Raw genomic sequence first — 24,593 nt, 5'->3', positions numbered from 1 at the left:
CTGCACTTTTTATCGCGCTATGTTCTGTTCCACTTAGGCTAAGCCGATTTAGCGCTTTGGCTTTTTAGCTTTCCAGTGGCGAGTGTTATAGATAAATTCGGGTAATAACACAGTAAGCCAAGCGACGAGGCGCCAGCGTTTGGTCACATAGACGCGGCGTTTGCCTTGTTTCATTGCCTTGATGATTTGCGCTGCGACTTGTGGCAATGGTGCAAGCCACATTGCACTTTGCTGCATAGCGGCTTTATCGAGCAAACCAAGTTGGATATCGGTAATCGTAATCGGTAACTTAAGGCGCTGAGCATGCATACTTAAGCCCTCAAGGTAATTCTGGCCAAAGGCTTTTGAGGCGTGATAGGCCACACTCGGCCCGCCGCGCAGGCCCGCAATCGAGTTGATTGCCGCCAGTTGTCCATAACCTTGCTCGCGAAATAGTCTAAATGCCGTATTGCAGATGGCAGCAAAACCTCGCACATTGACATCGATAATGTCTTGCTCCGGTAGCCAAGGCAACTCGGGGTCATAGCTATTGAGGCCTGTATTAACTAAGACTAAGTGCGCGCCGCCAAGAGTTTGCCAGACTGATTCAAGTTGGTTGATGATGGCTTGAGGTTGTTCAATTTGAAGTGCAAAAACTTGTACTTTTGTTGGCAAGGATAAGGCAAAATCGCGCAGTGATTCTGGATCTTGGGCGAATAAGACTAATTCAACCTGTTGATCTGCCAATTGCTTTGCAAGTTCACGACTTAATTGTGAGCTAGCTCCCACAATGATTGCAGTTGCTTGGGTCATAGATTTTTCGGCAACGAAATGGTGGCTTATGATAGAAAGTTATGTTCACCAAGACAAGATTTATAGCTTGGGCGTATGGACATCTAGAAGTCTTTATGTATGATTAGGAGAAACAAAATGAACAAATGGTTGCGTTTAAGCGCGTTGAGATTAACAGCCTTAGCATTAATGGCCGTAATGGGGGGGTTATCGGGTTGTGCGACACCGAATGCTATCGTTGAGATAAAAGGCGAGACCTTATATCGCGAACGGATAGCCTTACCTGCCGATGCTAAGGTCATAGTGCAACTGCTTGATGTCTCAAAAATGGATGTGCCAGCCATAGTGATGGCGGAGCGCGTGCAACAAGGTGCTGCGACACCCGCGCCATTCAGTTTTGCGATTGGTAGCGATCAGTTCCAACCCGGTCACACTTATGCCATAGGTGCCCGGATTATGTTGGGTGATAAGTTATTGTTTATTAATACTCAAGCCTATCACATTGATCTCAATTCCACTGAGCCAATGACGATACTGCTAGAGAAAGTCGGTGGCTAGTTAGCCCGCTCAAAAGTGAGCTGACATACGCGCCGAATCCGTTAGTATTTACGAACAGAAGAGGCGCGGTATGCCGGTTAGAATTCCAGATCATCTGCCCGCAGCAGGGGTGTTAGAGTCAGAAAATATTTTCGTTATGTCCGAGACGCGGGCGGCGAATCAAGATATCAGGCCGATGAAGGTGCTGATTTTGAACTTGATGCCGAACAAAATCGAGACAGAAACCCAGTTACTGCGCTTACTGGGCAACACGCCTTTACAAGTCGATGTGGATTTACTGCGCATTCACGACAAAGAGTCCAAGCATACTTCCATCGACCACATGAATACTTTTTACCGTGACTTTGAAGCCGTGCGCCATAAAAATTACGACGGTCTTATCATCACAGGCGCGCCGCTTGGGCAAATCGATTTCGAAGATGTGGTTTATTGGGATCATATCCGTGAAATCATCGACTGGTCCCAAGAGCATGTCACCTCAGTGTTGTTTTTATGCTGGGCAGCTCATGCGGGCTTGTATCATCTCTATGGTTTAAATCGAAAAATATTGCAACAGAAGCGTTCTGGCGTATTTGTACATAGGCGCACTTGTCAGCATTTCCCACTGTTACGTGGTTTTGATGATGAGTTCTTTGCACCCCATTCGCGTTTTGCCGAGATGGATGTGGAAGAAATTAGACAACACCCGCAGTTGCAAGTGTTAGCGCAGTCCGATGAGGCCGGGGCCTATTTAGTATTAAGTCGCAATAACCGTAACTTGTTTGTAATGGGGCACCCTGAATATCAAAAATCGACCTTAAACGATGAATACCATAGGGATTTCGCCCAAGGCTTAACGCCAAATGTGCCACAAAACTATTATCGAAATAATAATCCAGAAGCCGAAGCCATTGCCCGCTGGCACAGCCACGGTAGTTTGTTGGTCAGTAATTGGCTCAATTATTACGTTTACCAGTTAACGCCTTATGACTTAAGTGATATGACGGCGATGACACCGTGGGAATCGCGCTAAGGTTTTGTTTAGCCTTTTATGGTGATGTGGTCACATGGATGTGACCTAAGCTGATACCCAAAAACCCCTTAATTTATCTCTCCCTTAGATGCTGTTGTCCACGCTTGACTGTGCTTAATCCCTGCCTCGCTGTAAATCCTTACTGACAATTTTTACCCGATAAAATCGACACATTAGACCAAGGAATACTTGCTTTACGTTCGCGTAAACGTCAGAGTGGTTTTATTGTCGATTTTATTAAACGTCCCAAGGCTAGCACTAGGCCTTGTGGTCAATTTGGGTTGGAGCCTGCATGAGTACTGAACCGTTAAATCAAGATATTGTTATTGTTGCCGCTAAACGCACCCCTATGGGTGGTTTTCAAGGCAGTTTGTCATCTGTTGCATCACCGACTTTAGCCGCGACAGCCATTAAGGGCTTGTTGGCGGAGACTCAATTAGCGGGTGAGCATGTCGATGAAGTCTTGATGGGCTGCGTATTACCCGCTGGTTTAGGTCAAGCGCCTGCGCGTCAGGCCACTTTGGGTGCGGGATTACCCTTATCCGTTGGTGCGACCACAGTGAACAAAGTCTGTGGCTCAGGCATGAAGACGGTAATGTTAGCCCACGATTTGATTAAAGCGGGCAGTGCAAAAGTGGTGATCGCTGGCGGTATGGAAAGCATGAGCCAAGCGCCGTATCTATTAGATAAAGCCCGAAGCGGCATGCGTATGGGCCACGGCAAAGTGTTAGATCACATGTTTTTAGATGGTCTTGAGGATGCTTATACTGGCGGCGCCATGGGAACATTTGCCCAGAAAACCGCCGATGAATTTGGGATCACCCGCGAGCAGATGGACGCCTTTGCGCTAAGTTCGCTCGAAAAAGCCAATGCCGCGATTAACTCGGGTGCCTTTAAAGCTGAAATTACGCCAGTTACTGTCAGCGATCGTCGTGGTGATGTGACTATCGATACCGACGAGCAACCCGGTAATGCCCGCCCTGAAAAAATTCCTACGCTGCGCCCAGCTTTTACCAAAGATGGCACTATCACAGCGGCGAACTCTAGCTCTATTTCCGATGGCGCAGCGGCATTGATGCTGACCTCTCGCGGCGAAGCTGAGCGTTTAGGCTTAACGGTATTAGCCACCATTAAAGGCCACACGACCCACGCCCAAGAGCCTTCACTCTTTACCACTGCACCGGTTGGCGCTATGGCGAAATTGCTGGCTAATGTGGGTTGGTCAACGGATGACGTCGATTTATTTGAAATCAACGAAGCCTTCGCCATGGTGACTATGCTTGCCGTGTCTGAGCTCGGTTTAGATGTGGCTAAAGTTAACGTCAATGGCGGCGCCTGCGCTTTAGGTCATCCTATTGGTTGCTCGGGTTCTCGTTTGCTGGTGACCTTAATCCATGCATTAAAAGCCCGCGGCCTTAAACGCGGTGTTGCCTCGCTGTGTATCGGCGGTGGTGAAGCAACAGCGATGGCGATTGAGGTCTAATCGCAAAGGTTTTTGTCAAATCAGGTTTTAGTTAAATCAACAAGACGGGGCTGGCAAGGGCAATCACTTCCCTTGAGGATAATCATAATATCGCACCGCCAGCCCATCACTCTACAAGGAAAGGATTGCAACATGACCACACAAGTAAAACATTACATTGACGGCGAGTTTATCCAAGGTACGGGCACATCACAGATTATTGTCACCAATCCCGCGAATAACTCGCCGATTGCTGTGATTAATGCTGCCACTAGCGAAGAAGTTCACGCTGCGATTGCTAGCGCCAAAGCGGCCTTTAAAACCTGGAAAGAAGTGCCAGTGTCTGAACGCGCGCGCGTCATGTTGCGTTATCAACATCTGCTAAAAGAACATCACGACGAACTGGCGACCATTCTTGCAAAGGAAACCGGTAAAACCTTTGAAGATGCCAAGGGCGATGTATGGCGTGGTATCGAAGTTGCTGAACATGCTTGTAACGTGGCGTCATTATTGATGGGCGAAACCGTCGAGAACGTCGCGCGTTCAATTGATACTTACAGCTACACTCAACCGCTCGGTGTGTGTGCCGGTATTACGCCATTTAACTTCCCTGCGATGATCCCGTTATGGATGTTCCCATTGTCGATTGCCTGCGGTAACACTTTCATTTTAAAGCCTTCTGAACAAGACCCTATGACGCCGCAGCGCCTAGTTGAGCTGTTTGTTGAGGCGGGCGCACCTAAAGGCGTATTGCAATTAGTGCATGGTGATAAAACAGCCGTAGATATCCTGCTGGCAGACCCTGCGATTAAAGCCATTTCCTTTGTCGGTTCTGTGGCTGTGGGTCAATATATTTATAAAACGGGTACCGATAACTTAAAACGCGTGCAAGCCTTTGCGGGCGCGAAAAACCACTGCGTTATCATGCCAGATGCAAACAAACAGCAAGTGATCAACAACTTAGTTGGCGCTTCTGTGGGCGCGGCGGGTCAGCGTTGTATGGCGATTTCGGTTGCCGTGTTTGTTGGTGCCGCTAAAGAGTGGATCCCAGAATTAAAAGAAGCCTTAGCCAAAGTTCGCCCAGGTTTATGGGACGATAAAGAAGCGGGTTATGGCCCGGTTATCAGCCCAGCCGCTAAGGCGCGGGTGCTTAAACTTATCGCTCAAGGTAAAGCCGAAGGCGCCGAGTGTTTACTCGATGGCAGCGATTTTACCGTGGAAGGTTATGAATCCGGTAATTGGATTGGCCCAACCATGTTCGATAAAGTCACCACTGAGATGAGCATTTACAAGGAAGAAATCTTTGGCCCGGTACTGTGTTGTATGGAATCAGACTCCTTAGAAGCCGCCATCGAATTAGTTAACGCCAGCCCTTATGGCAACGGCACTTCTATCTTTACCGCTAGCGGTGCAGCTGCCCGTAAATATCAACATGAAATCGAAGTCGGCCAAGTGGGGATTAACGTGCCTATTCCTGTGCCATTACCTTTCTTCTCATTTACGGGTTGGAAGGGCAGTTTCTACGGCGATCAACATGCTTATGGCAAGCAAGCGGTGCGTTTCTATACCGAGACCAAGACCATCACTTCCCGCTGGTTTGAGTCCGATATCGCCGTAGCTTCAACGCCAAATATGAGCATTAACTTACGCTAAGCTCGGTTATAAACCACGGCGTCTTTATGGCGCCCAATTTATTCAATAAAAAAGTGACCATAGAGTCATAGGAGAGCCCAATGGATTTTAATTTCAACGATGACCAACGCCAGTTTGCCGATCTTGCGCGCCAGTTTGCCGCGGAAGAATTAACCCCGTTCGCCGCCAAGTGGGATGAAGAACATCATTTCCCAAAAGACGTGATCCAAAAAGCCGGTGAGCTAGGTTTTTGCTCTCTGTATTCGCCAGAATCCGAAGGTGGCATGGGCTTATCGCGCCTCGATGCCTCGATTATTTTTGAAGAACTCGCCAAGGGCTGCACCGCGACCACGGCCATGCTGACCATTCACAATATGGCGACTTGGATGGTGACGACTTGGGGCACAGAAACCCTGCGTCAGACTTGGTCTGAGCCGTTAACCACTGGGCAGATGTTAGCGTCATACTGTTTGACTGAGCCGGGCGCGGGTTCGGACGCTGCATCTTTGCAAACTAAAGCGGTGCGTGACGGTGATGAATATGTGATTTCAGGCTCGAAAATGTTTATCTCGGGTGCGGGCGCCACTGAGCTTTTAGTCGTGATGTGCCGTACAGGTCAAGCTGGGCCTAAGGGAATTTCGGCCATTGCCATTCCGGCGGATGCCGCTGGCGTTATTTATGGTAAAGCTGAAGATAAAATGGGCTGGAATGCCCAGCCGACCCGTCAAATCACCTTTGAAAACGTGCGCGTGCCAGTAGCGAACTTGCTCGGTGAAGAAGGCCAAGGTTTTGCTTTCGCGATGAAAGGGTTAGATGGCGGTCGCATCAATATCGCTACCTGTTCTGTGGGGACGGCGCAGTCGGCTTTAGAGCGCGCAACTCAGTATATGAATGAGCGTCAGCAATTTGGTAAACCGTTAGCGGCTTTCCAAGCGCTGCAATTTAAGCTTGCCGATATGGCGACAGAATTAGTCGCAGCCCGCCAAATGGTGCGTCTTGCGGCATTTAAACTCGATAGTGGCGATCCTGAGGCCACGGCTTATTGCGCTATGGCGAAACGCTTTGCCACCGATGTGGGTTTTCAAGTCTGCGATGCGGCGCTGCAAATTCATGGTGGATATGGTTATATAAGGGAGTACCCGCTGGAACGTCATTTCCGTGATGTGCGTGTACACCAGATTTTAGAAGGCACTAACGAAATTATGCGCTTAATTATCGCCCGTCGTTTACTCGATGAAAATGCAGGACAAATCCTGTAATTCAACTCGCAATATGCGTGACTTACAGGTCGGCGATAACTGAAAAGGAGTCTATAAAGATGGAATATTTAGTTGAACGTATCGAAGGCCACACGGCGATTCTGACCATGAACAATCCGCCAGCCAACACTTGGACCGCCGAGAGTTTGCAGGCGCTTAAAGCCAAAGTGCTTGAGCTGAATGCCAATAAAGATATTTATGCCTTAGTGTTAACGGGCCAAGGGCAAAAGTTCTTCTCCGCTGGCGCCGATTTAAAACTGTTTAGTGATGGTGACAAAGGTAATGCGGCAACGATGGCAAAGCATTTTTGTGAAGCCTTTGAAACCTTAAGCCAATTCCGTGGTGTGTCGATTGCCGCGATTAATGGCTATGCCATGGGCGGCGGCTTAGAAGTCGCGTTGGCCTGCGATATTCGTATCGCCGAAATTCAAGCTGTGATGGCATTGCCCGAAGCGACGGTCGGTTTATTACCCTGCGCGGGTGGCACTCAAAATCTGACCGCACTCGTCGGTGAAGGTTGGGCTAAACGGATGATTTTATGCGGCGAGCGTATCGATGCGACTCAAGCATTGAATCTACGTTTAGTGGAAGAAGTGGTTGATACTGGCGAAGCGCTTAATGCGGCAATCGCGTTGGCCGTTAAAGTCGCTAACCAAAGCCCAAGCAGCGTCACAGCGTGCAAGACACTTATTCAAGCGGGGCGCACTATGGCGCGTAGCCAAGCGCTACCGATTGAGCGTGAGTTATTTGTCGGATTATTTGATACTGAAGATCAGGCCGAAGGCGTGAATGCGTTTTTAGGGAAACGTAAAGCTGAGTGGAGAAACCGCTAATGACGAATGTAGTAGATAATGACGTGGTCGAGCATGTCGCAAATCAGGTCACGACCACACAAAATGTGGTTTTTCAAACCTTAGCCACTGCTTCTGGCAAATTGGTTGGGGTGGTCACACTCAATGTGGAAAAAGCCCTCAATGCCTTAGATTTAGGCATGGTGCGCGCTATGACGGCGCAGCTTAATCTGTGGAAGAAAGATCCCCTTATCGCTTGCATCGTATTAGATGGCAGCGGTGAGAAGGCATTTTGTGCCGGGGGGGATGTGCGCGCTTTATACCATGCTTCCATTGCCGCTAATGGGCAAGTGACTGAGGAAGCAAAGGTTTTCTTCGAAGAGGAATATCGCCTCGATTATCTACTGCATACCTTTGGCAAACCTGTGTTGGTGTGGGGCGATGGCATAGTCATGGGCGGCGGCCTCGGTTTGATGGCGGGCGCGAGCCACAGAGTCGTTACCGAAACCTCGCGTATCGCTATGCCTGAGGTGACTATCGGCCTGTATCCCGATGTGGGCGGCAGTTATTTCCTTAATCGTATGCAGGGCAAGATGGGATTGTTTTTGGGATTGACCGCCTATCAACTCAATGCCGCCGATGCCTGTTATGTGGGCCTTGCGGATCATTACCTGAACCGCGACGACAAAGAGCTGATGTTTGATGCCATGGCAACCTTAGATTGGAGCGATACGCCAGCACTTAATCATCAACGTTTAGATAGCATGATCAACGAGCTGTCTAATCAAGTGGATATTCCTAAGGGCGACAGTGTATTAGCCGAAAGCCAAGACATAATCGACAGGCTTATGGCGGGCAGTCTGCAGGATATTGCAGCACGCATGTCAACTCTGGTATCGGAAGAAAAGTGGTTAATGAAAGCGCGGGACACCTTCCTTGCGGGCAGCCCTATCAGCTGGCACTTGGTCTATATCCAAGGGCAGTTAGGGACTAAGCTTAGCTTAGCTCAATGTTTCAAATGGGAATTAACTGCGAGTGTTAACGTGTGTGCCCACGGTGATTTCTGCGAAGGCGTTCGTGCACTCTTGATTGATAAAGACAAGAAACCTCAATGGCGTTTTAAGGATGTTAACTCAGTACCCACAGCGGTACTTGAGCAAATATTGGCTTCCCCATGGGGCGAGGCGCATCCCTTTAACCAACTGAGTTAAGCGTTTAAGGGCCGAGTTGGCTAAGCGCTGTATTTATCGGCTTAGCTAAGCTCGCTTTACTCTGTGATAATGACAGCATAATCAATGGGCTAGCATTATCGCAACACTAAAAAGAACAATATACAGGAGTGATGGCATGAGTACAGTAGCCTTTATCGGTTTAGGTAATATGGGCGGCCCAATGGCGGCCAATTTATTAAAAGCAGGCATGACGGTTCGCGTCTTTGATTTAGTCCCAGAAGCTATGCAGCAATTGGCCGAAAAAGGCGCCTTAGTATCAAGTACAGCCTGCGGCGCTGCAGCGGGCGCAACTGTGGTGATTACTATGCTGCCTGCGGGCAAGCATGTAAAAAACTTATATTTAGGCAATGGAACAGACAAAGGCCTGTTTGAAGTGGTTGCGGGTGATACTTTACTGATCGATTGCTCGACCATCGATGCACAAAGCGCACAATTAGTGGCGGCCGAAGCGGCTAAAAGCGGCATCGAATTTATGGATGCACCAGTTTCTGGCGGCACGGCAGGCGCGGCAGCGGGCACCTTAACTTTTATTTGTGGTGGCTCGGATAACGCTTTTGAACGTGCGCAGCCTGTACTTAAGGCTATGGGTGTGAATATCTTCCACGCTGGCGGTCCAGGTGCGGGGCAAGTCGCGAAAATCTGCAATAACATGCTGTTATCTGTGTTGATGGTCGGTACTTCCGAAGCGCTGCAAATGGGCGTCGATCATGGTCTCGATCCCAAAGTGTTATCCGACATTATGAAAGTCAGCAGTGGCGGAAACTGGACGCTAGAGAAGTACAATCCCTGCCCAGGCGTGATGGAAACAGTGCCTTCTTCTAAGGGCTATCAAGGTGGCTTTATGGTAGATTTGATGGTCAAAGATCTCGGTCTGTCACAAGAAGCTGCATTATTGAGCAACTCTAGCACGCCAATGGGCGCTTTAGCCCGCAGCTTGTATGTTAATCATGCAAGACAAGGCAATGGTCGCCGAGATTTTTCCAGTATATTTGAACAATTTGCACCACTTAAAAAATAGACACAGATAACAAGGGATCACCAGATGGATTTAAAAGATAAGGTTGTCGTCATTACTGGCGGCGCGGGTGGCTTAGGCTTAGCAATGGCGCAAAATTTTGCGCAGGCGGGTGCTAAGATAGCGCTTATCGATGTGGACCAAGAAAAACTCGAGCGAGCCTGCGCTGAGCTTGGATCGGACACTGAAGTTCAAGGTTATGCCTTAGACATTACCGACGAAGAAGACGTCGTCGCGGGTTTTGCCTATATTCTCGAAGATTTTGGTCAAGTGAACGTGTTAGTGAACAACGCCGGTATTTTGCGTGATGGCATGTTAGTCAAAGCCAAAGACGGCAAGGTCACTGATCGTATGTCTTACGAGCAATTCCAATCGGTGATCAATGTGAACCTGACCGGCAGTTTCCTCTGTGGCCGTGAGGCCGCAGCGGCCATGATTGAATCGGGTCAAGCGGGGGTGATTGTTAACATCTCTAGCCTTGCTAAGGCGGGTAATATGGGCCAATCAAATTACGCGGCCTCAAAAGCGGGTGTTGCGGCTATGTCTGTCGGTTGGGCGAAGGAGTTAGCGCGCTACAATATCCGTAGTGCAGCCGTAGCACCAGGCGTGATCGCGACCGAGATGACGGCAGCAATGAAGCCAGAAGCGTTGGAGCGTTTAGAGAAACTCGTGCCTGTTGGCCGCTTAGGTCATGCCGACGAGATAGCTTCTACCGTACGTTTTATTATTGAAAACGATTATGTTAACGGTCGTGTGTTTGAAATCGATGGTGGTATCCGTCTTTAGAGCGATATCTTATTGATTTGCATAAAAACCGAGCTTAGGCTCGGTTTTTTTATAGGGTAAATAAAGATAATGGTTCTTATGCCCTAGCTTTCGGATTTATTTAGATTTCACTGTTGGAGTTGACATTTAGTTGTTAACCTTCAACAATCGCTCTCCCGTTTTTTTACATAACTTTACAAACATGTTGATCACATGTAATGGAGCTTGAAATCCGGATGTCTTGGCAGGAAAAAGCCCACTGGCTTGAGAAAATCACTAAGCGCATGATGTTGATCGTGGGTATCTTAGGGGTGGTTGTGATTTATTGCGGTTTCTTTTTTCTGCTCTTTAGTGGCCGCTCTGTGGCCGTGATCCCATGGTTTTTTCTTATCTCACCTTGGGTGTGTATTTATTTTGGTTTAACGCAAGTACAACAAGTGCAAGTGGTAAATTGGTTCTTAAAAAAATTTAAAAAATAACTAATTTACACATAACTCATTTCTGCAAGTTCATATTTTGTTTCGGTTTGTGCAGTTGGCAAACATTGGGGAGAAACAATGAAGCTACATGGATATTTATGGATGCTGGGGGGCTTATTTTGTTTAGGTGCTTGCGAGCGCTCGAACAAAGAGACGCCGCATCTTAGTGATAATGGCGCGCGCATAGTTGCGCCCTATGGTAGTTGGCAGTCTCCGCTATCGGCGACTGAAGTTTTTGAGCAGGCCGATAATGTGGCTGAGTTGCAAAGCGTTGATGGTGCTATTTATTTCTCTGAATCTGATGGTGAAAAACAAGGCCAAGTCGGCATTAAACGCCTCGATCAACGGGGAAAAATTACCGACATAGTGCCGCCTGCGTTTAATGTTAAATCCGCCGTTCATGAATACGGTGGTGCCGCCTTTTTGGGGATTGGTCAGAGTCTGTTTGCCACTAAGGCACAGGACCAACTGTTTTATCGTTTTGCCCCTAATCAACCCCCTTTGCCTTTAACGCCAAATGGTACTCGTCATGCAGATTGTATTGCTTACCCCAAAGGGTCGAGGATTATCTGTGTGCGCGAAGATCATCGCCAAGCGGGTGAGCCTAAGGCGAGTCTTGTTACCATTAATCTTAATTTTGCCGGTGAAGGCGATACCTTTGTTTCGGGCCATGACTTTATTTCTTCGCCAGCCATCTCGCCCGATAACAGCCAACTGGCGTGGATCACGTGGGAACATCCCTATATGCCATGGGATAATAGCGTGCTCTGGCTTGGGGATCTAGACCGTAAAGGGCAATTACACAATATTCGTAAGGTAAACACGCCCGCAGACTCTTCGGTGTCGCAGCCATTATTTAGTCCTGATGGACAATTGTATGTCGTATCGGATATCAGTAATTGGTGGAATATCTATAGAGTCACGGCACAAAATACCTTAGACCCAGTGCTAAAGAAAAAGGCCGAGTTTGCGGTGGCTGATTGGTATTTAGGCAATCATAACTATGCCTTTGAATCCGAAAAAACGATTATTGCCAGTTATATGCTTGGTAGTCAGGCCGTTTTAATTCGATTGCATCTAGATTCAGGCCTGACCGAATCTTTGGCCGTCGACTTTGGTGAAATCACCCAAGTGATCCGAGGGGAAGATGCTGTTTATTTTGTCGGCGCTAAGGCGACGCCAGAGAAGGGCATTTATAAAGTGATCGGTCGTGGTACTGAGTTGGTGTATACCCCTAACTTACCAAAACTTAATCCCAATTATATCTCCCGTGCTAAAAATATTACTTTTAAAACAGGTGCTAACCAGCAAGCTTACGGTTATTTTTATGGTCCGGTTAACCCCAACTATACTGCGCCTAATGATACCCGTCCGCCCTTGATTGTAATGTTACACGGCGGTCCTACGGCGCGGGCGAGTCTGGCTTATCGCAGTGATATTCAATTTTGGACCAGCCGAGGTTTTGCGGTTCTCGATGTTAATTTCCGTGGCAGCAGTGGTTTTGGCCGTGCTTACCGTCAAAGTATCTACGGAAAATGGGGCCAAGTTGATGTGGAAGATGCGGTCAATGCGGCCCGGTATTTAGTTGATAAAGGTTGGGTTGATGGACAAAAGCTGGCCATTCGAGGTGTTAGCGCTGGTGGGTTAACTGTGATGTCGTCCTTGGCATTTTATGATGTATTTCAAGCGGGGGTGAGCTATGCGGGGATCAGTGACTTTGAACAGCTCGCCAAGAGTACCCATAAATTCGAGACTGGCTACTTAGATCTGCTTATCGGCCCCTATGGTGAAAATCAAGCCCGCTATAGGGAACTGTCGCCCCTGCATCACCTTGAAGGATTGAATGAGCCTTTATTAATTTTTCAAGGATTACGTGACCAAATCGTGCCACCACAGCAGTCGCGGCAGATTTATGAGGCGTTAAAAGTGAGAGGCGTACCCACGGCTTATATCGCCTATCAGGATGAACCCCACGGCGGTTGGAAACCTGAGCACAAGGCCGCAGGATTAGAAACTGAGCTGGCATTTTATGGGCAAGTGTTTAACTTTACCCCTGCGGGTAAGCTTGCAACACTGGTACTGGATAACGCCGCGGCGCTAAAGCCAACCATAGTGAGAAGCCAATAACGCAGTATTTACCGTTATTGAACTTGGCCATCATTATTGCGATTGGCTTTTACTGCAACACTCAGAGCCAGCATTTTGCTGGCTCTTGTGATTTTCATGGCTGCCATGAGTCTCGTGACTTAGGCTGTCGATAATGGCACAGTGGGGCTGATCGCCGCCTTGGCATTGGGTCACCATGTGCTGCAATTGCGACCTAAGCTGCTGTAACTTATTGATTTGTTGCTCGACATAGGCAAGGTGCGTTTGGGTAAGCTGCTTAACGTCCTCGGCATTACGGCTTTCATTGCCCTTAAGACCAAGCAAGGATTTGCAATCCTCTAGGCTAAAACCTAAGTCGCGACATTGATGCACAAACTTAAGTGCTTCAATATCTTGATGGCGATAAACTCGATAACCCGCCTCATTGCGCTCGCCGCACACTAAACCAATATCATGGTAATAACGGATACTCTTAACACTTAAGCCCGTTTGTTTCGCCACTTCACCTATCTTCATTTTGACCTCTATTTTTCCAACTGAATGGTATCACCCACTTCGCCCAACAATTAATTGTCGATGTGATCACATTGAGCAAATTCATCCTTGACTCTCCAGTGATGGGAGACTTTATCTTAGACCTATAGTGTGAAACATCAAGTGAGGGATCTCCCATGTCTATGACCAGACTCTATGTCGCCAATATGAATTGCGCTGGCTGCGTCGCAAAAATTGAAAAGGCGTTTGCCGCCCAAGATGGCGTCGAAGCGCGTGTGAATCTCGCCGATAAGCAAGTGACGGTAGAAGGCAAGATGAGCGCTGATACCGCCTTGGCTGTGATGGCAAATGCGGGTTATCCGGCGCAGGTCGTTATTGATGCTAAAGTCGCCGCCGAAGAAAAACGCCTTGAAGATGCCGCCGAGTATCGACTGCGGATGCGCCAAGCTATAGCCGCGCTCGTTGTGGGTGTGCCCATGATGCTGTGGGGATTACTGGGCGGTGAAATGATGATCAACAGCCCAAATCTGCAGCTAGGTTGGGGCATCATGGGACTGGTCACTTTAGCTTTACTCATCACCACAGGCGGCCATTTTTATCAAGGCATGTGGCGGGCGCTCAAAGCCAAAACCACCAACATGGATACGTTGATTGTGCTGGGCACCAGTACCGCATGGGCCTATTCCATGTTGGTGGTCATTATGCCGAGCGCATTCCCTATGGATACCCGCCATGTGTACTTTGAGGCGAGTGTGATGATCTTAGGTTTGATTAACTTAGGTCATGGACTCGAACTCAAAGCGCGGGGCAAAACCAGCGAAGCGGTGCAGCGACTGCTCGGGTTGCAATCCACTACTGCGATTCGTATTACGGATAAGGGTGATGAAAAGGTTGAGATAAGTCAGTTGAAACTGGGCGATAAGCTGCGTTTGCGCCCCGGTGACCGAGTTGCCCTCGATGGTGAGGTCGAAACGGGGCAATCCCTACTCGATGAAGCCATGCTCACAGGTGAGCCTATTCCTGTCCTTAAATATCGGGGAGACAGTCTGAGCGCGGGCACAGTCAACGGCAATGGCAGCCTAGTTTACCGAGTGACGGCTGGGCAACAAGATACTAAGCTCGCCAAAATCATTGCACTGGTGCAACAGGCACAAACGTCAAAATTACCCATAGGTCGATTGGCCGATAAGATCTCAGCGGTATTTGTCCCTACTGTGGTGGCGATAGCGCTACTGGCGGCGGCTATTTGGTATTTTGCAGGTCCAACGCCCGCCTTAAGCCATGCGTTAGTGGTGCTGACGAGTGTGCTTATCATAGCTTGTCCCTGTGCGCTGGGACTGGCTACGCCTATGTCTATCATGGTGGCCGTTGGCCGCGCAGCCCAAATGGGCGTGTTAGTCAAAAATGGCGAGGCACTGCAAATCGCCAGTAAAGTTGATTGTGTGGTGCTGGATAAAACCGGCACTGTCACCTTAGGTAAGCCACAAGTCACTGACTTTGTATTAGTACAAACATTGAGTGATGCCGATAAAGAAACCTTGCTGGGCGAAATTGCAAGCCTTGAGCAGCACTCTGAGCATCCGTTAGCGGGGGCGATTGTCAGTTATGCCAAGGAATCACTGACGCAATTGCCCGATACACAGGCATTTACGAACCATCAAGGTAAGGGGATTGAGGGCAAGGTCGATGGCGTATCGCTGGCGATTGGTAATCTCGCCTTGATGACGGCATTGGAGATTGTCAATTCCGATGGCAGTGCCTTAGATCCTAACGCGACATTCAGTTTTGCGAACCAAGGTAAAACCCCAATTTATGTCGCCAAAGCGGGCAAGTTAGTGGCCACTATCGCGCTGGCTGATCCGATTAAACCTGATGCCAAAGAAGCCATCGCGGCCATGCAGCAACGGGGCATTCGTGTGGTGCTGTTAACGGGGGATAACCCACAAACGGCGCAGGCGGTGGCCGACCAAGTGGGTATCACCGAAGTGATTGCCGGCGTACTGCCCGAGCAAAAACAACAGCATGTGCTGGATTTGCAAAAGCAAGGGCATGTGGTGGCTATGGTTGGGGATGGCATTAATGATGCCCCCGCCCTGATGAGCGCCGATGTGGGGATCGCGATGGGATCGGGCACTGAGGTGGCAATTGAAAGTGCGGATATCACCTTGTTGTCGCAGCAATTGATAGTGATTGCTAACTTATTGGCATTGTCGCGGGCGACGATTACTAATATTAAGCAGAATCTGTTCGGCGCCTTTGTGTATAACAGTTTGGGTATTCCGGTTGCGGCGGGCGTGCTTTATCCACTTACGGGCATGTTATTAAGCCCTGTGATCGCGGGTGCAGCCATGGCTTTGTCTTCACTGACTGTCGTCACGAACGCCAACCGCTTAAGACGGCAGAAGTTATAAGCTGTCGATACCTAAGCTAACTCAAAATGTTGAAACGGGTATCTTGAGTTAGCTTAGGGCTATGCCCACATTAGCACTTACCACATAAGCCCTTAGCGTCGGCAAGCTTTACGACGCTAAGGGTCATCAGATTGTCATTCTGCTCGAATACATTGAAAGCTAAGCCAATTGGGTAAAATTAATTACGCTTCTCACGCAGGCATAGTGCGGCGATTTCGGCATTCCCTCTGGCTTTTGATCCGCCTTGGTAGTTGATAATTTAGCCCAAACTGCTATAGTGCCACGTTTATTTTTACCCCTTCGGCATAGCGTTATTTGGTTTATGCTTATTTAAAGCGGCGCCAGCGGGCTCGGCCAACATTACTCGATTTGGAAGTTCATTTTGATCACAACAGCAAATATCACCATGCAGTTCGGCGCTAAGCCACTGTTTGAAAACATCTCAGTTAAATTTGGCGGTGGTAACCGTTACGGTCTTATCGGCGCGAATGGCTGTGGTAAATCGACCTTCATGAAGATCCTGTGTGGTGATCTAGACCCTAGCAGCGGTAACGTCTCGTTAGATGTGAATGAGCGTCTGGGTAAATTAAGCCAGAACCAGTTCGGTTATGAGGAATTCAACCTGATCGATACCGTGATCATGGGCCACCGCGAACTGTGGAAGGTAAAGCAAGAACGTGACCGTATTTATTCTTTACCCGAAATGAGTGAAGAAGATGGCATTACCGTCGCCAACCTAGAGATGGATTTTGCTGAGATGGACGGTTATACCGCCGAATCTCGTGCCGGTGAATTGCTGTTAGGTGTAGGTATCGGTATTGAAAGCCATTTTGGTTTGATGTCTGAAATCGCCCCGGGTTTAAAACTGCGTGTATTGTTAGCACAAGCCCTGTTCTCTGATCCAGACGTGCTGCTGCTTGACGAACCTACCAACAACTTGGACATCGACACAATCCGTTGGTTACAAGACATGTTGAACCAACGTAGTAGTACTATGGTTATCATTTCGCATGATAGATATTTCTTAAACTCAGTCTGTACGCACATGGCTGACTTAGACTACGGCGAACTGCGCGTTTACCCAGGTAACTACGACGAATACATGCAAGCAGCGACTCAAGCTCGCGAGCGTTTATTGTCTGATAATGCGAAGAAAAAAGCCCAGATCTCTGAACTGCAAACCTTCGTCGCACGCTTCTCGGCTAACGCTTCTAAAGCGAAACAAGCCACATCACGTGCCCGTCAAATCGACAAGATTAAGTTAGATGAAGTAAAAGCCTCTAGCCGTGTGAACCCCTTCATTCGTTTCGAGCAAGAGAAGAAATTGTTCCGTAATGCCTTAGTGATTGAAAACCTAACTAAAGGCTACGACACTCCGTTATTCAAAGACTTAAACTTAATTGTTGAAGTGGGCGAGCGCATTGCGGTATTGGGTGAAAACGGCGTCGGTAAAACAACCCTGTTACGTACCCTTATCCACGATATTCCACAGGATGCAGGTACTATCCAATGGTCTGAAAACGCTAATATTGGTTACTATGCGCAGGACCATGAGTCTGATTTCGCTAACGAAATGACGCTGTTCGAGTGGATGAGCCAATGGCGCAAGCCAGAAGATGACGACCAATCGGTACGTGGCATCTTAGGCCGTATGTTATTTGGCTCTGACGACATTAAAAAGTCAGTCAAAGTGCTGTCTGGTGGTGAGAAAGGTCGTATGTTATTCGGCAAGCTCATCATGCAAAAAGCCAACATTTTAGTGCTCGACGAACCGACCAACCACATGGATATGGAATCGATCGAATCATTGAACAACGCGCTGGAAATGTACGAAGGGACCTTGATTTTCGTGAGTCATGACCGTGCATTTGTATCATCGCTGGCAAACCGTATCCTTGAAGTCACTCACTCAGGCGTGAATGATTTCAGAGGCACTTACGATGAGTTCCTTGCCAGCAAAGGCATTGAAGTCTAAGGTTATTCGCTCATTTAGCTGCATGTGTAAATACATGCATTTAAATATATGTATTTAAATACAGTGCAGCTAAATGCAGCATCAATAAAAACGCCGCGATTCATTGCGGCGTTTTTGTATCCATTGGCTGTCTTTTATCTAGCGATTAGCTTTTCGCGCACTCGATTTTAGCGCATTGGCGGCACTCGTTAGGGCGCTGACTCTTGCTGCACATAAATCAAATTGTCGGTATCAAAGCCGCGGGCTTTAGACATTTCAACAAACTTTTGCAGTACCTCGGGTGGCACAGTCGGGGTTTTAGCCAGTAGCCACAAATAATCCGTGTCGGGTCCTGATATAAAAGCGTATTGATAGTTTTTATGGTCTAATTCGAAGACCACATACGATCCATAAAATGGCCCAAAGAAGGAGACTTTCAAATAGCCTTCTGAGTCCCCATTCACAAAATAGGCTTTTCCTTCGGCTTCTTTCCATTCGTTTTTAGCCGCTGAAAATCCACGGTTAATGACCCTAACACCGCCATCCTCTTTCAGGCTGTATTCTGCGCTAACTTGGCTTAAGCCTCTTTCGAATGAATGATCTAAGCGCGCAATCTCGTACCATTTACCTAAGTATTTATTCAGCTCAAAATCATTAACGGGTTGAACCAATTTAGGCATGCCTAAACAACCGCTGAGCAAAAATATACTGATGACTAACAGTAGCTTTCTCAATTTGACCTCCTGATCTCAAGTCTTAGTCGCACATCTTAAGTTAAATGTTCAATCAATCCTCTGTCGAGCTTACACTATTTTCTTCACATTATTTCAGCAACTTGGCAAAGTATTGTTGGTTAGCCGCTCGTAATCAATGCGTTGCGCTGACTGATAAAGCCTTGGCTAATGCCGGCCAGAAGAATTAAGCCGACACCGCTTAATTGCATTGGGCTCAAGCTTTCACCAAATATCCACCATGCCAGCGTCACTACGATAACCGGTTCCACATAGGCGAGGGTGCCAAAGGTGACTGCAGGCAATTGCCGCAGGGCTTTTACCGCCAGTAATATTGCTAAAAATCCGGGGAAGAATCCAATCGCAATTAACCAACCCATTTGCGGCAAACTTGGCGTCAGCGGTGCATTTATCACTAAGGGCAGTAGGCACAAAGCGCCGACACTAAGCTGCACTAAAGTGCTCTGGTAGGGCGAACTCAGGCTAGGTTTTCGGTTGATTAACATAAAACCGCAGTAGGTTAATAAGGCGAGTAGGGCATAAAAATAACCTAATAATTCAGTGTGATTGCTCGCTTGCTGCGGCCCTGTTGGGATCATTAACATAAAGCCCACCAGCGCGACGACCACGCTTGCCATGCTTAAGCGGGTGAGTTTTTCGGCAAAGAAATAATGGGCGAAAATAGCCGACACTACAGGGGCTAAGTAAATAATCATGATCACATTGGCCATTTGGGTGTACTGAATGGCTTCAATGTAAAATGCCATAAAGCCCGCGAGCATAGCACCGTTAACTAAGTTACGCTTACTCGGTCTATGGCGAATCTGATGGCCTTTACCTGTGAGCAGCATATAAGCCAATAGAAATAGGGCACCGAGCAGTAAGCGGTAGAAGGTAATGTGCTCGGCGGGCAGGGCGGCAAAGCGCGCTAATACACCGATTGTGCCCATAAGAATGGCCGCCAATAGGGCAAAAATGATAGCTAAAGCTGAGCTTGGCATAGACAACCTGTAACTGAAGAATTTAAGGGCGACACCGTCTGTGGACGGTGTCGATTTTGCCTTAAAAACTCACCCTAGGCTATGCCGATGTATTAACTTAGATAATGCTTTTACGTGAACGGAAATGGTTAAAGCTATCTTGGCTGTAGGCCGCCTTAATCCGTTTTAACGCGGCGTAATTGTGGTCAAAGTACACATCTGTAGGGATGCCCTTATCTTTGAAACTGATAAAAGCGCCCGAGGTGTTGGGGATGTCATAGTTTCGGCTGGCATCAATCCAATCGAGTGCACGATTGATGCGGGTAAACACTTGGCTATCCTGCAATTGTTGTTTCTCTTGCAGCGCGTTATTCCACCAAGTTTGATATTGAATTGTGTATTGTCTGTCCTTGTAGGGGAAGGCGCTGCGGCTCTTTTGCTCTTCGCCCATAGTGCGATAATAATCGCCCGCAATGGCGCCAAGGGTAACATAGGTAAATAGCCCCAGTTGGCGATTGCCTTCAAGCACATAGCGAGAGGTTAAGCTTTCAAGCAGTGGCTTATAACCGTCCCTTAGGCCCGTTTGATTCACTAAGCGCGAGGTGACTTTATGGGGCGCGGGCTCATCCAAATCGGGTGGCGTCGGTGAGCGGTTTATGCCTTGTAAGTCAGCTTGCAGATGATGAAAAGATTCCCTTTCCCAACTGGGCATTAAGTTTTCACCGTAGGCTTTGGTGAGTCCGCCCATACCCTCGATGCGAATATCATTGGGGATTAGGCCAAATTCATTAAATTGTTTCTGGATAAAGTGGTTTAGGCTGGCGGAATTGCCCTCCCAAAAACCATACATCAAGCAGTTATGCGTAATTGAGTCAGTGTCTATGTCGAGTGTTTTGTGTTGTTCTACGGGTAAATGTTTGGCATTAATCTTGAGATTAGTGCCAATCAAACAGCCAGTGCTGTCGGCATTTATGATGGCTTCCCAGCGCTGTAAAATGTCTTTAGTTGGGGTGTGCTCAATGAGTTCATGGGTTTGTTTATTGTAGCAATTCCATTCTAATTCAAACTTGATAAGGCAAGGTGGTAGTGGAAAGGTTTGCACAAAAAAGCGGGTCACTATGCCGTAACTTAACCCACCGCCACCCTTGAGCGCCCAGAGTAACTCAGGTTTATTGGCAACAGAGACGACTTGAGTTTCACCAACGCCGAGGACGATTTCTGCCTGTAATAGGGATTCGCAGCACATGCCGTGTTTGCGGGTCCAAGGTCCTGAGCCGCCGCCCATAATAAATCCCGCTATGGCAACACTGCCACAGGAGCTATGGGGGAGCATCACGCCTTGTTTGGCAAGGGCTGTGGTGAGATTGATAAAACGATTACCTGGGCCAATGGCCGCAATACCTGTAATGGGATCTAAAGTGAGGCTATCCATCTTCAGCAGATCTAACACTACGGTATTCGTTTCAGTGCTTTCACCTTCGTGATCATTCCCACCCGAGCGTACGCTGATTGGCAAGTTATAATCGATGGCCGCTTTATAGGCGATTTTGACTTCTTCAGTTGACGTGCATTTGATGATCGCCAGTGGTTTTTTTTGTAATCTGCGGTTGAACAGTTGGCAAGCCTGTTGATAGGCAATCATTTGCTTACCTGTGCTGACCGAGAGTTGCTGCTCACTATAATAATGGCCACCGGTAATAATATTATCGGCCGGAATGTGTGCGCGAACTTCATTGATGAAATTAACAAAGTTTTTGGCTTGAGTGATCACTAAGTTTTCACTAATACGCACTTCAGCACTTAATTCTTCTTCGGTCGATTGAATAATCAAACAATCCCGTTCGAGTTCATTTGCGACGGTGACTTTAATGTTAGAGCGATAGGCTGTCAGCGATTTAAACACTTCAATATTGAGTGTAATATCCGCTTGATTACTCGCCGTGTAATTCACTAAATAACTAAAATTTGGCCAAGTGTTATAGTTACATTCAATAATATAGGCTCGGCGTTCGTGGGGCGGAATAATCTTAGGCAGTTGTTGATTATAGGTGTTGCTATCCGTAGTGGTTTTTATGAATTGATGTTCAGTATCATTAAATATGACCAGCAGCACTTTTTGCCTTTTAAGTGGGATAAAGTTTTCACCACGAATATTATGTGCATCTTGATGCTGATAAATATAAAGGTTATTTTCGCTAATCGATCTTTGTTGCGCTGGATTACGGTAATAGTCAACGATTTCAGTTCGCGTTAATAATCGATTGAGCAAGGTGATGCCAAATATTTCACCATCGAAATGTGTATCGCGATGATTCGGTAAAGACACGTTTTCAATTAAAAATTCATTGTCGGCAACCAGTGACAGATTATTGAGTTGTGTATGGGTAATTTCACCATCCACATAACAACTGATTTCATGGTATTCATGGCAGATGGACAATAAGTGCCACTGACCGTCGTTGAGTCCACCTAAGGTTGATATTGCCTCAACCCGCAGTAAGGTGGTATTAATCACGCATTCAATATGCCCCAGTGAATTTATATCCACCGCAAAATAGGTATCTTCCCTATCAGTTTTATAATGGAACACACGCCCACCTGCGCTGGTTTTCAACCAACACTGGTATGTGAATATGGCAAGGGGTGACGTGCTCACGGGTAAGCTTTTTTCAATCACTGCCCGTATATTTCTTGATGCCTCAAGCTTATTCATATTCGTGCGTCCTTTCGTGTGCTTTGCGTGTTTTACCTCAGTGCGCTAAAGCGCTACTGGGGTAATTCATCCCGTGGTTAATCCATCGCGGGTAACTAAGTCGCGGGTAACTATGTTTTGGGTCAATCAGTTTTGGGTAAATCAGTTGCGGGCAAACAAGTCGCCAATTAATAGGTATTAAAGCGACGTATTGATCCTGTCACGGCCATCGGCTTTGGCGCGATACAATGCGGTATCGGCGGCGCACAGCATGGCGAGTGAGGTACGGAATTGGCCATTGATTTCACTCGCAATCCCTTGGCTCGCGCTCACAGAGACATAGTCGCGCAGGCCTTGCTCAGTAAAGCGCAGGTCATTAATCCCTTGCTGCACTTTTTGGGCAATCGTCAGTGCCATTTTGGCATTGTGGCTTGGCAGTATTAGCGCGAATTCTTCACCGCCGTAACGCGCTGCCAGGCCAATTTCTATTGGCACTATGTCAGCAATCACTTTGGCAATCTTTCGTAGACATTCGTCCCCTTGGATATGGCCGAATTGGTCGTTGAACACTTTGAAGTAATCCACATCGATAATCACCACGCTGATCGGGCGCAACTTACCTGTGCATTCTTCCCAATAGTGATGCAGCATTTCATCAAAATATCGGCGGTTCGCCAGTCCTGTCAGTGAATCTGTGGCGGCCAATTTACGTAGCTTTTGATTTTCCGCTTTGTGCTGCGTTAAATCGTGCATCATCATCACAAACAGAGGTTCATGGCTGGGGATGTAGGAAATGGAAAGCTCAACATCTTTTGCTTTGCCTGAGGCGGTAATGAGGGTGATTTCTTCGGCGCAGTGCTGCACTGGGATACCGCAATTTTTGCCTAATTTAATATCATTGCTCAGCAGATTGTCATAGCGAGCTTGGTGGTGTTCGGTCAAAAAGTTGCGCCAATCTTGTCCCTTCAAACTGGCCTGCGGGCATGTCAGTAAGTCAGCACCTTTGCTATTGCTAAAGTAAATGTAACCTTGGGCATTGACGATAATCACCGGCTCTGTCAGATGCTGAATAAACTGTTGAATCGTTTCAATCGAGGCATGTTCGAAGAAGGTTAACGGCAACGAGGGTTCGACCAAGCCTTGCTGCGCAGTGCACTGTGAGCCATTGCCTTCACCCACAAGTGATAATGGATGTTGTGAGCGAGTCTGTTTAGGTGAGCTTGTCATTGTTATCATTCTCCGTGAACCTAATGTCATCTGCGCTAAGCGCTTTTCTGATGATGACTTTATTCTTCGCAAAGAAAAGATACCTTCTGCTTACCTTCTGGTGTAATCTTTTGATTTTAAATGTTTTAAATTTACTCTTCTCACGGTAAATTCTCAGGTTTAGCTGAAACGTGCGAGGTTTTTGGGCATGGCTAAGTTGAAAGAGCGGTACCCATGAGTGGATTTTTGGCTATTAAGCGGCAAGCGCAAAGGATTTTAGTGTCGAAATTTAACTGCAGATAAAGAGTGAGGAACGGTTCGTTTACCCTAAAGGTTGATTTGGATGCAGAGCTTCGCTACTCGATTTTCCTCTACACCATTTACCACCTTGCTGAAGTTTGAAAGCGCACATCGCATCCCAACGACCACTGATGCCACTGTACTGGCGGCGAAAATCTTTAGCAGAGCTGAGCCAAGCATCTGATGCAATCCCTAACTCATTGAGCAATTTTGGTCGCTGGTTATCGATAAATCCTTTTTTATCATGGCGAATCGCGCGACCCGTCCAATCGATAAGTTCCAGATAATCGGCAAAATGAAAGGGGATGCCCGTTTGTCGATGAAGGTGCGTTGCACCATCAAATTTTGCGAGGGATTTATCTGGTGTTGGCTGAGAGTTATCTATTGGGGTTTTGGCTATCAGTGGTGTGATACTGTTAGGGGAAAGCGCATTTAGACGTTCTTGAATTGATGTGAAATCAGAAGATTGCAAAGAATCTGCAATCCCTGCTCGAATCTGTCTCTTGATCACATCTTTTGCTCAAGAGACAAGGCTAGCTGGTAACCTTCAAGGATGGTTTGCAGTTTAAACCATCCTTGCCATAACCTTTCCCAGCCCACAATTCCGCTTCGTTTGCTGTCATTCCAGCCCGCGAGTTTTCCTAATCTTAGATAAGCCCAATGCACACTGGGGACTTGTTCGGGCGGTTGGCTTTTTTCCGTCTTTAGCCATAACAACTTCCAGGCCAATGGGCTTAACAGG

Annotated in this window: 20 protein-coding genes and 1 pseudogene; 13 read left to right on the top strand and 8 right to left on the bottom strand. The window is 47.5% G+C overall.

All coding sequences use genetic code 11. From position 1 onward, the window contains the following. Positions 1-48: 48 nt before the first annotated feature. Positions 49-792: an SDR family NAD(P)-dependent oxidoreductase gene (locus tag L5M28_RS00105; RefSeq protein ID WP_028760569.1), complete on the bottom strand. Its 744-nt coding sequence runs from the start codon at positions 790-792 to the stop codon at positions 49-51. A gap of 117 nt (positions 793-909) precedes the next feature. Here L5M28_RS00105 and L5M28_RS00100 point away from each other — a divergent pair, with 117 nt between their 5' ends. From L5M28_RS00100 to L5M28_RS00050, 11 genes are all read left to right on the top strand, one after another. Then, entirely contained in the window at positions 910-1,329 is a 420-nt protein-coding gene (locus L5M28_RS00100) for a YbaY family lipoprotein (protein ID WP_263202053.1), read from the top strand. A 70-nt stretch (positions 1,330-1,399) separates the two neighbouring features. After that, positions 1,400-2,341 carry a homoserine O-acetyltransferase MetA gene (gene metA, locus L5M28_RS00095; protein WP_263202052.1) on the top strand — a complete coding sequence of 314 codons (942 nt, stop codon included), beginning with the start codon at positions 1,400-1,402 and terminating at the stop codon, positions 2,339-2,341. A 292-nt stretch (positions 2,342-2,633) separates the two neighbouring features. Then, positions 2,634-3,824, top strand: a complete 1,191-nt coding sequence (locus tag L5M28_RS00090; RefSeq protein WP_198573590.1) for a thiolase family protein — start codon at positions 2,634-2,636, stop codon at positions 3,822-3,824. Positions 3,825-3,956: 132 nt separating this feature from the next. Beyond that, complete coding sequence (locus L5M28_RS00085) at positions 3,957-5,456, top strand: CoA-acylating methylmalonate-semialdehyde dehydrogenase (RefSeq protein ID WP_105249702.1); 1,500 nt, start codon at positions 3,957-3,959, stop codon at positions 5,454-5,456. An 80-nt stretch (positions 5,457-5,536) separates the two neighbouring features. Next, a complete protein-coding gene (locus L5M28_RS00080; RefSeq protein ID WP_113938930.1) occupies positions 5,537-6,694 on the top strand; it encodes an acyl-CoA dehydrogenase family protein in 1,158 nt (385 codons plus the stop codon). A gap of 59 nt (positions 6,695-6,753) precedes the next feature. Further along, entirely contained in the window at positions 6,754-7,527 is a 774-nt protein-coding gene (locus tag L5M28_RS00075; RefSeq protein WP_263202050.1) for an enoyl-CoA hydratase, read from the top strand. Continuing rightward, on the top strand, positions 7,527-8,696 hold the full coding sequence (locus L5M28_RS00070) for an enoyl-CoA hydratase/isomerase family protein (protein ID WP_028760562.1): 1,170 nt from the start codon (positions 7,527-7,529) through the stop codon (positions 8,694-8,696). The genes L5M28_RS00075 and L5M28_RS00070 overlap by 1 nt, the downstream gene beginning before the upstream one ends. Positions 8,697-8,832: 136 nt before the next feature. Next, the gene (gene mmsB / locus L5M28_RS00065) at positions 8,833-9,735 is read left to right on the top strand and encodes a 3-hydroxyisobutyrate dehydrogenase (protein WP_263202048.1); all 903 of its coding nucleotides are present in this window, start codon (positions 8,833-8,835) and stop codon (positions 9,733-9,735) included. A 24-nt stretch (positions 9,736-9,759) separates the two neighbouring features. After that, positions 9,760-10,518, top strand: a complete 759-nt coding sequence (locus tag L5M28_RS00060) for an SDR family oxidoreductase (protein ID WP_011846385.1) — start codon at positions 9,760-9,762, stop codon at positions 10,516-10,518. Positions 10,519-10,733: 215 nt separating this feature from the next. After that, on the top strand, positions 10,734-10,976 hold the full coding sequence (locus L5M28_RS00055) for a hypothetical protein (protein ID WP_263202141.1): 243 nt from the start codon (positions 10,734-10,736) through the stop codon (positions 10,974-10,976). 78 nt (positions 10,977-11,054) lie between these two features. Next, on the top strand, positions 11,055-13,103 hold the full coding sequence (locus L5M28_RS00050) for an alpha/beta hydrolase family protein (RefSeq protein ID WP_028760559.1): 2,049 nt from the start codon (positions 11,055-11,057) through the stop codon (positions 13,101-13,103). Between the two features lie 33 nt (positions 13,104-13,136). On the opposite strand, the gene L5M28_RS00045 is transcribed toward L5M28_RS00050, so the two are convergent. Further along, positions 13,137-13,598 (bottom strand): Cu(I)-responsive transcriptional regulator, encoded by a 462-nt coding sequence (locus L5M28_RS00045; RefSeq protein ID WP_212600051.1) that lies wholly within the window; start codon positions 13,596-13,598, stop codon positions 13,137-13,139. 155 nt (positions 13,599-13,753) lie between these two features. Here L5M28_RS00045 and L5M28_RS00040 point away from each other — a divergent pair, with 155 nt between their 5' ends. Together L5M28_RS00040 and L5M28_RS00035 are read left to right on the top strand one after the other, a co-directional pair. After that, positions 13,754-15,988, top strand: coding sequence for a heavy metal translocating P-type ATPase (locus L5M28_RS00040; RefSeq protein ID WP_263202046.1), 2,235 nt, complete (start codon positions 13,754-13,756; stop codon positions 15,986-15,988). Positions 15,989-16,370: 382 nt separating this feature from the next. Continuing rightward, positions 16,371-17,963, top strand: a complete 1,593-nt coding sequence (locus L5M28_RS00035) for an ABC-F family ATPase (RefSeq protein WP_081729050.1) — start codon at positions 16,371-16,373, stop codon at positions 17,961-17,963. Positions 17,964-18,151: 188 nt separating this feature from the next. Here L5M28_RS00035 and L5M28_RS00030 read toward each other — a convergent pair whose 3' ends face one another. From L5M28_RS00030 to L5M28_RS00005, 6 genes and pseudogenes are all read right to left on the bottom strand, one after another. Beyond that, complete coding sequence (locus L5M28_RS00030; RefSeq protein WP_263202044.1) at positions 18,152-18,676, bottom strand: lipocalin family protein; 525 nt, start codon at positions 18,674-18,676, stop codon at positions 18,152-18,154. 119 nt (positions 18,677-18,795) lie between these two features. Beyond that, complete coding sequence (locus L5M28_RS00025) at positions 18,796-19,674, bottom strand: DMT family transporter (RefSeq protein ID WP_263202042.1); 879 nt, start codon at positions 19,672-19,674, stop codon at positions 18,796-18,798. A gap of 97 nt (positions 19,675-19,771) precedes the next feature. After that, positions 19,772-22,366 carry an FAD-binding protein gene (locus L5M28_RS00020; protein WP_263202040.1) on the bottom strand — a complete coding sequence of 865 codons (2,595 nt, stop codon included), beginning with the start codon at positions 22,364-22,366 and terminating at the stop codon, positions 19,772-19,774. 177 nt (positions 22,367-22,543) lie between these two features. After that, positions 22,544-23,572 (bottom strand): diguanylate cyclase, encoded by a 1,029-nt coding sequence (locus tag L5M28_RS00015; protein WP_263180990.1) that lies wholly within the window; start codon positions 23,570-23,572, stop codon positions 22,544-22,546. Between the two features lie 301 nt (positions 23,573-23,873). After that, a complete protein-coding gene (locus tag L5M28_RS00010) occupies positions 23,874-24,362 on the bottom strand; it encodes a transposase (RefSeq protein ID WP_263196509.1) in 489 nt (162 codons plus the stop codon). Beyond that, positions 24,359-24,593 (bottom strand): annotated as a pseudogene (locus L5M28_RS00005) (IS4 family transposase); the annotation flags it as partial. The pseudogene L5M28_RS00005 and the gene L5M28_RS00010, both read right to left, overlap by 4 nt.

The organism is Shewanella sp. SW32, from assembly GCF_025653365.1.
GTDB classification, from domain to species: domain Bacteria; phylum Pseudomonadota; class Gammaproteobacteria; order Enterobacterales; family Shewanellaceae; genus Shewanella; species Shewanella oncorhynchi.
This window is presented reverse-complemented; position numbering and strand designations above follow the sequence as displayed.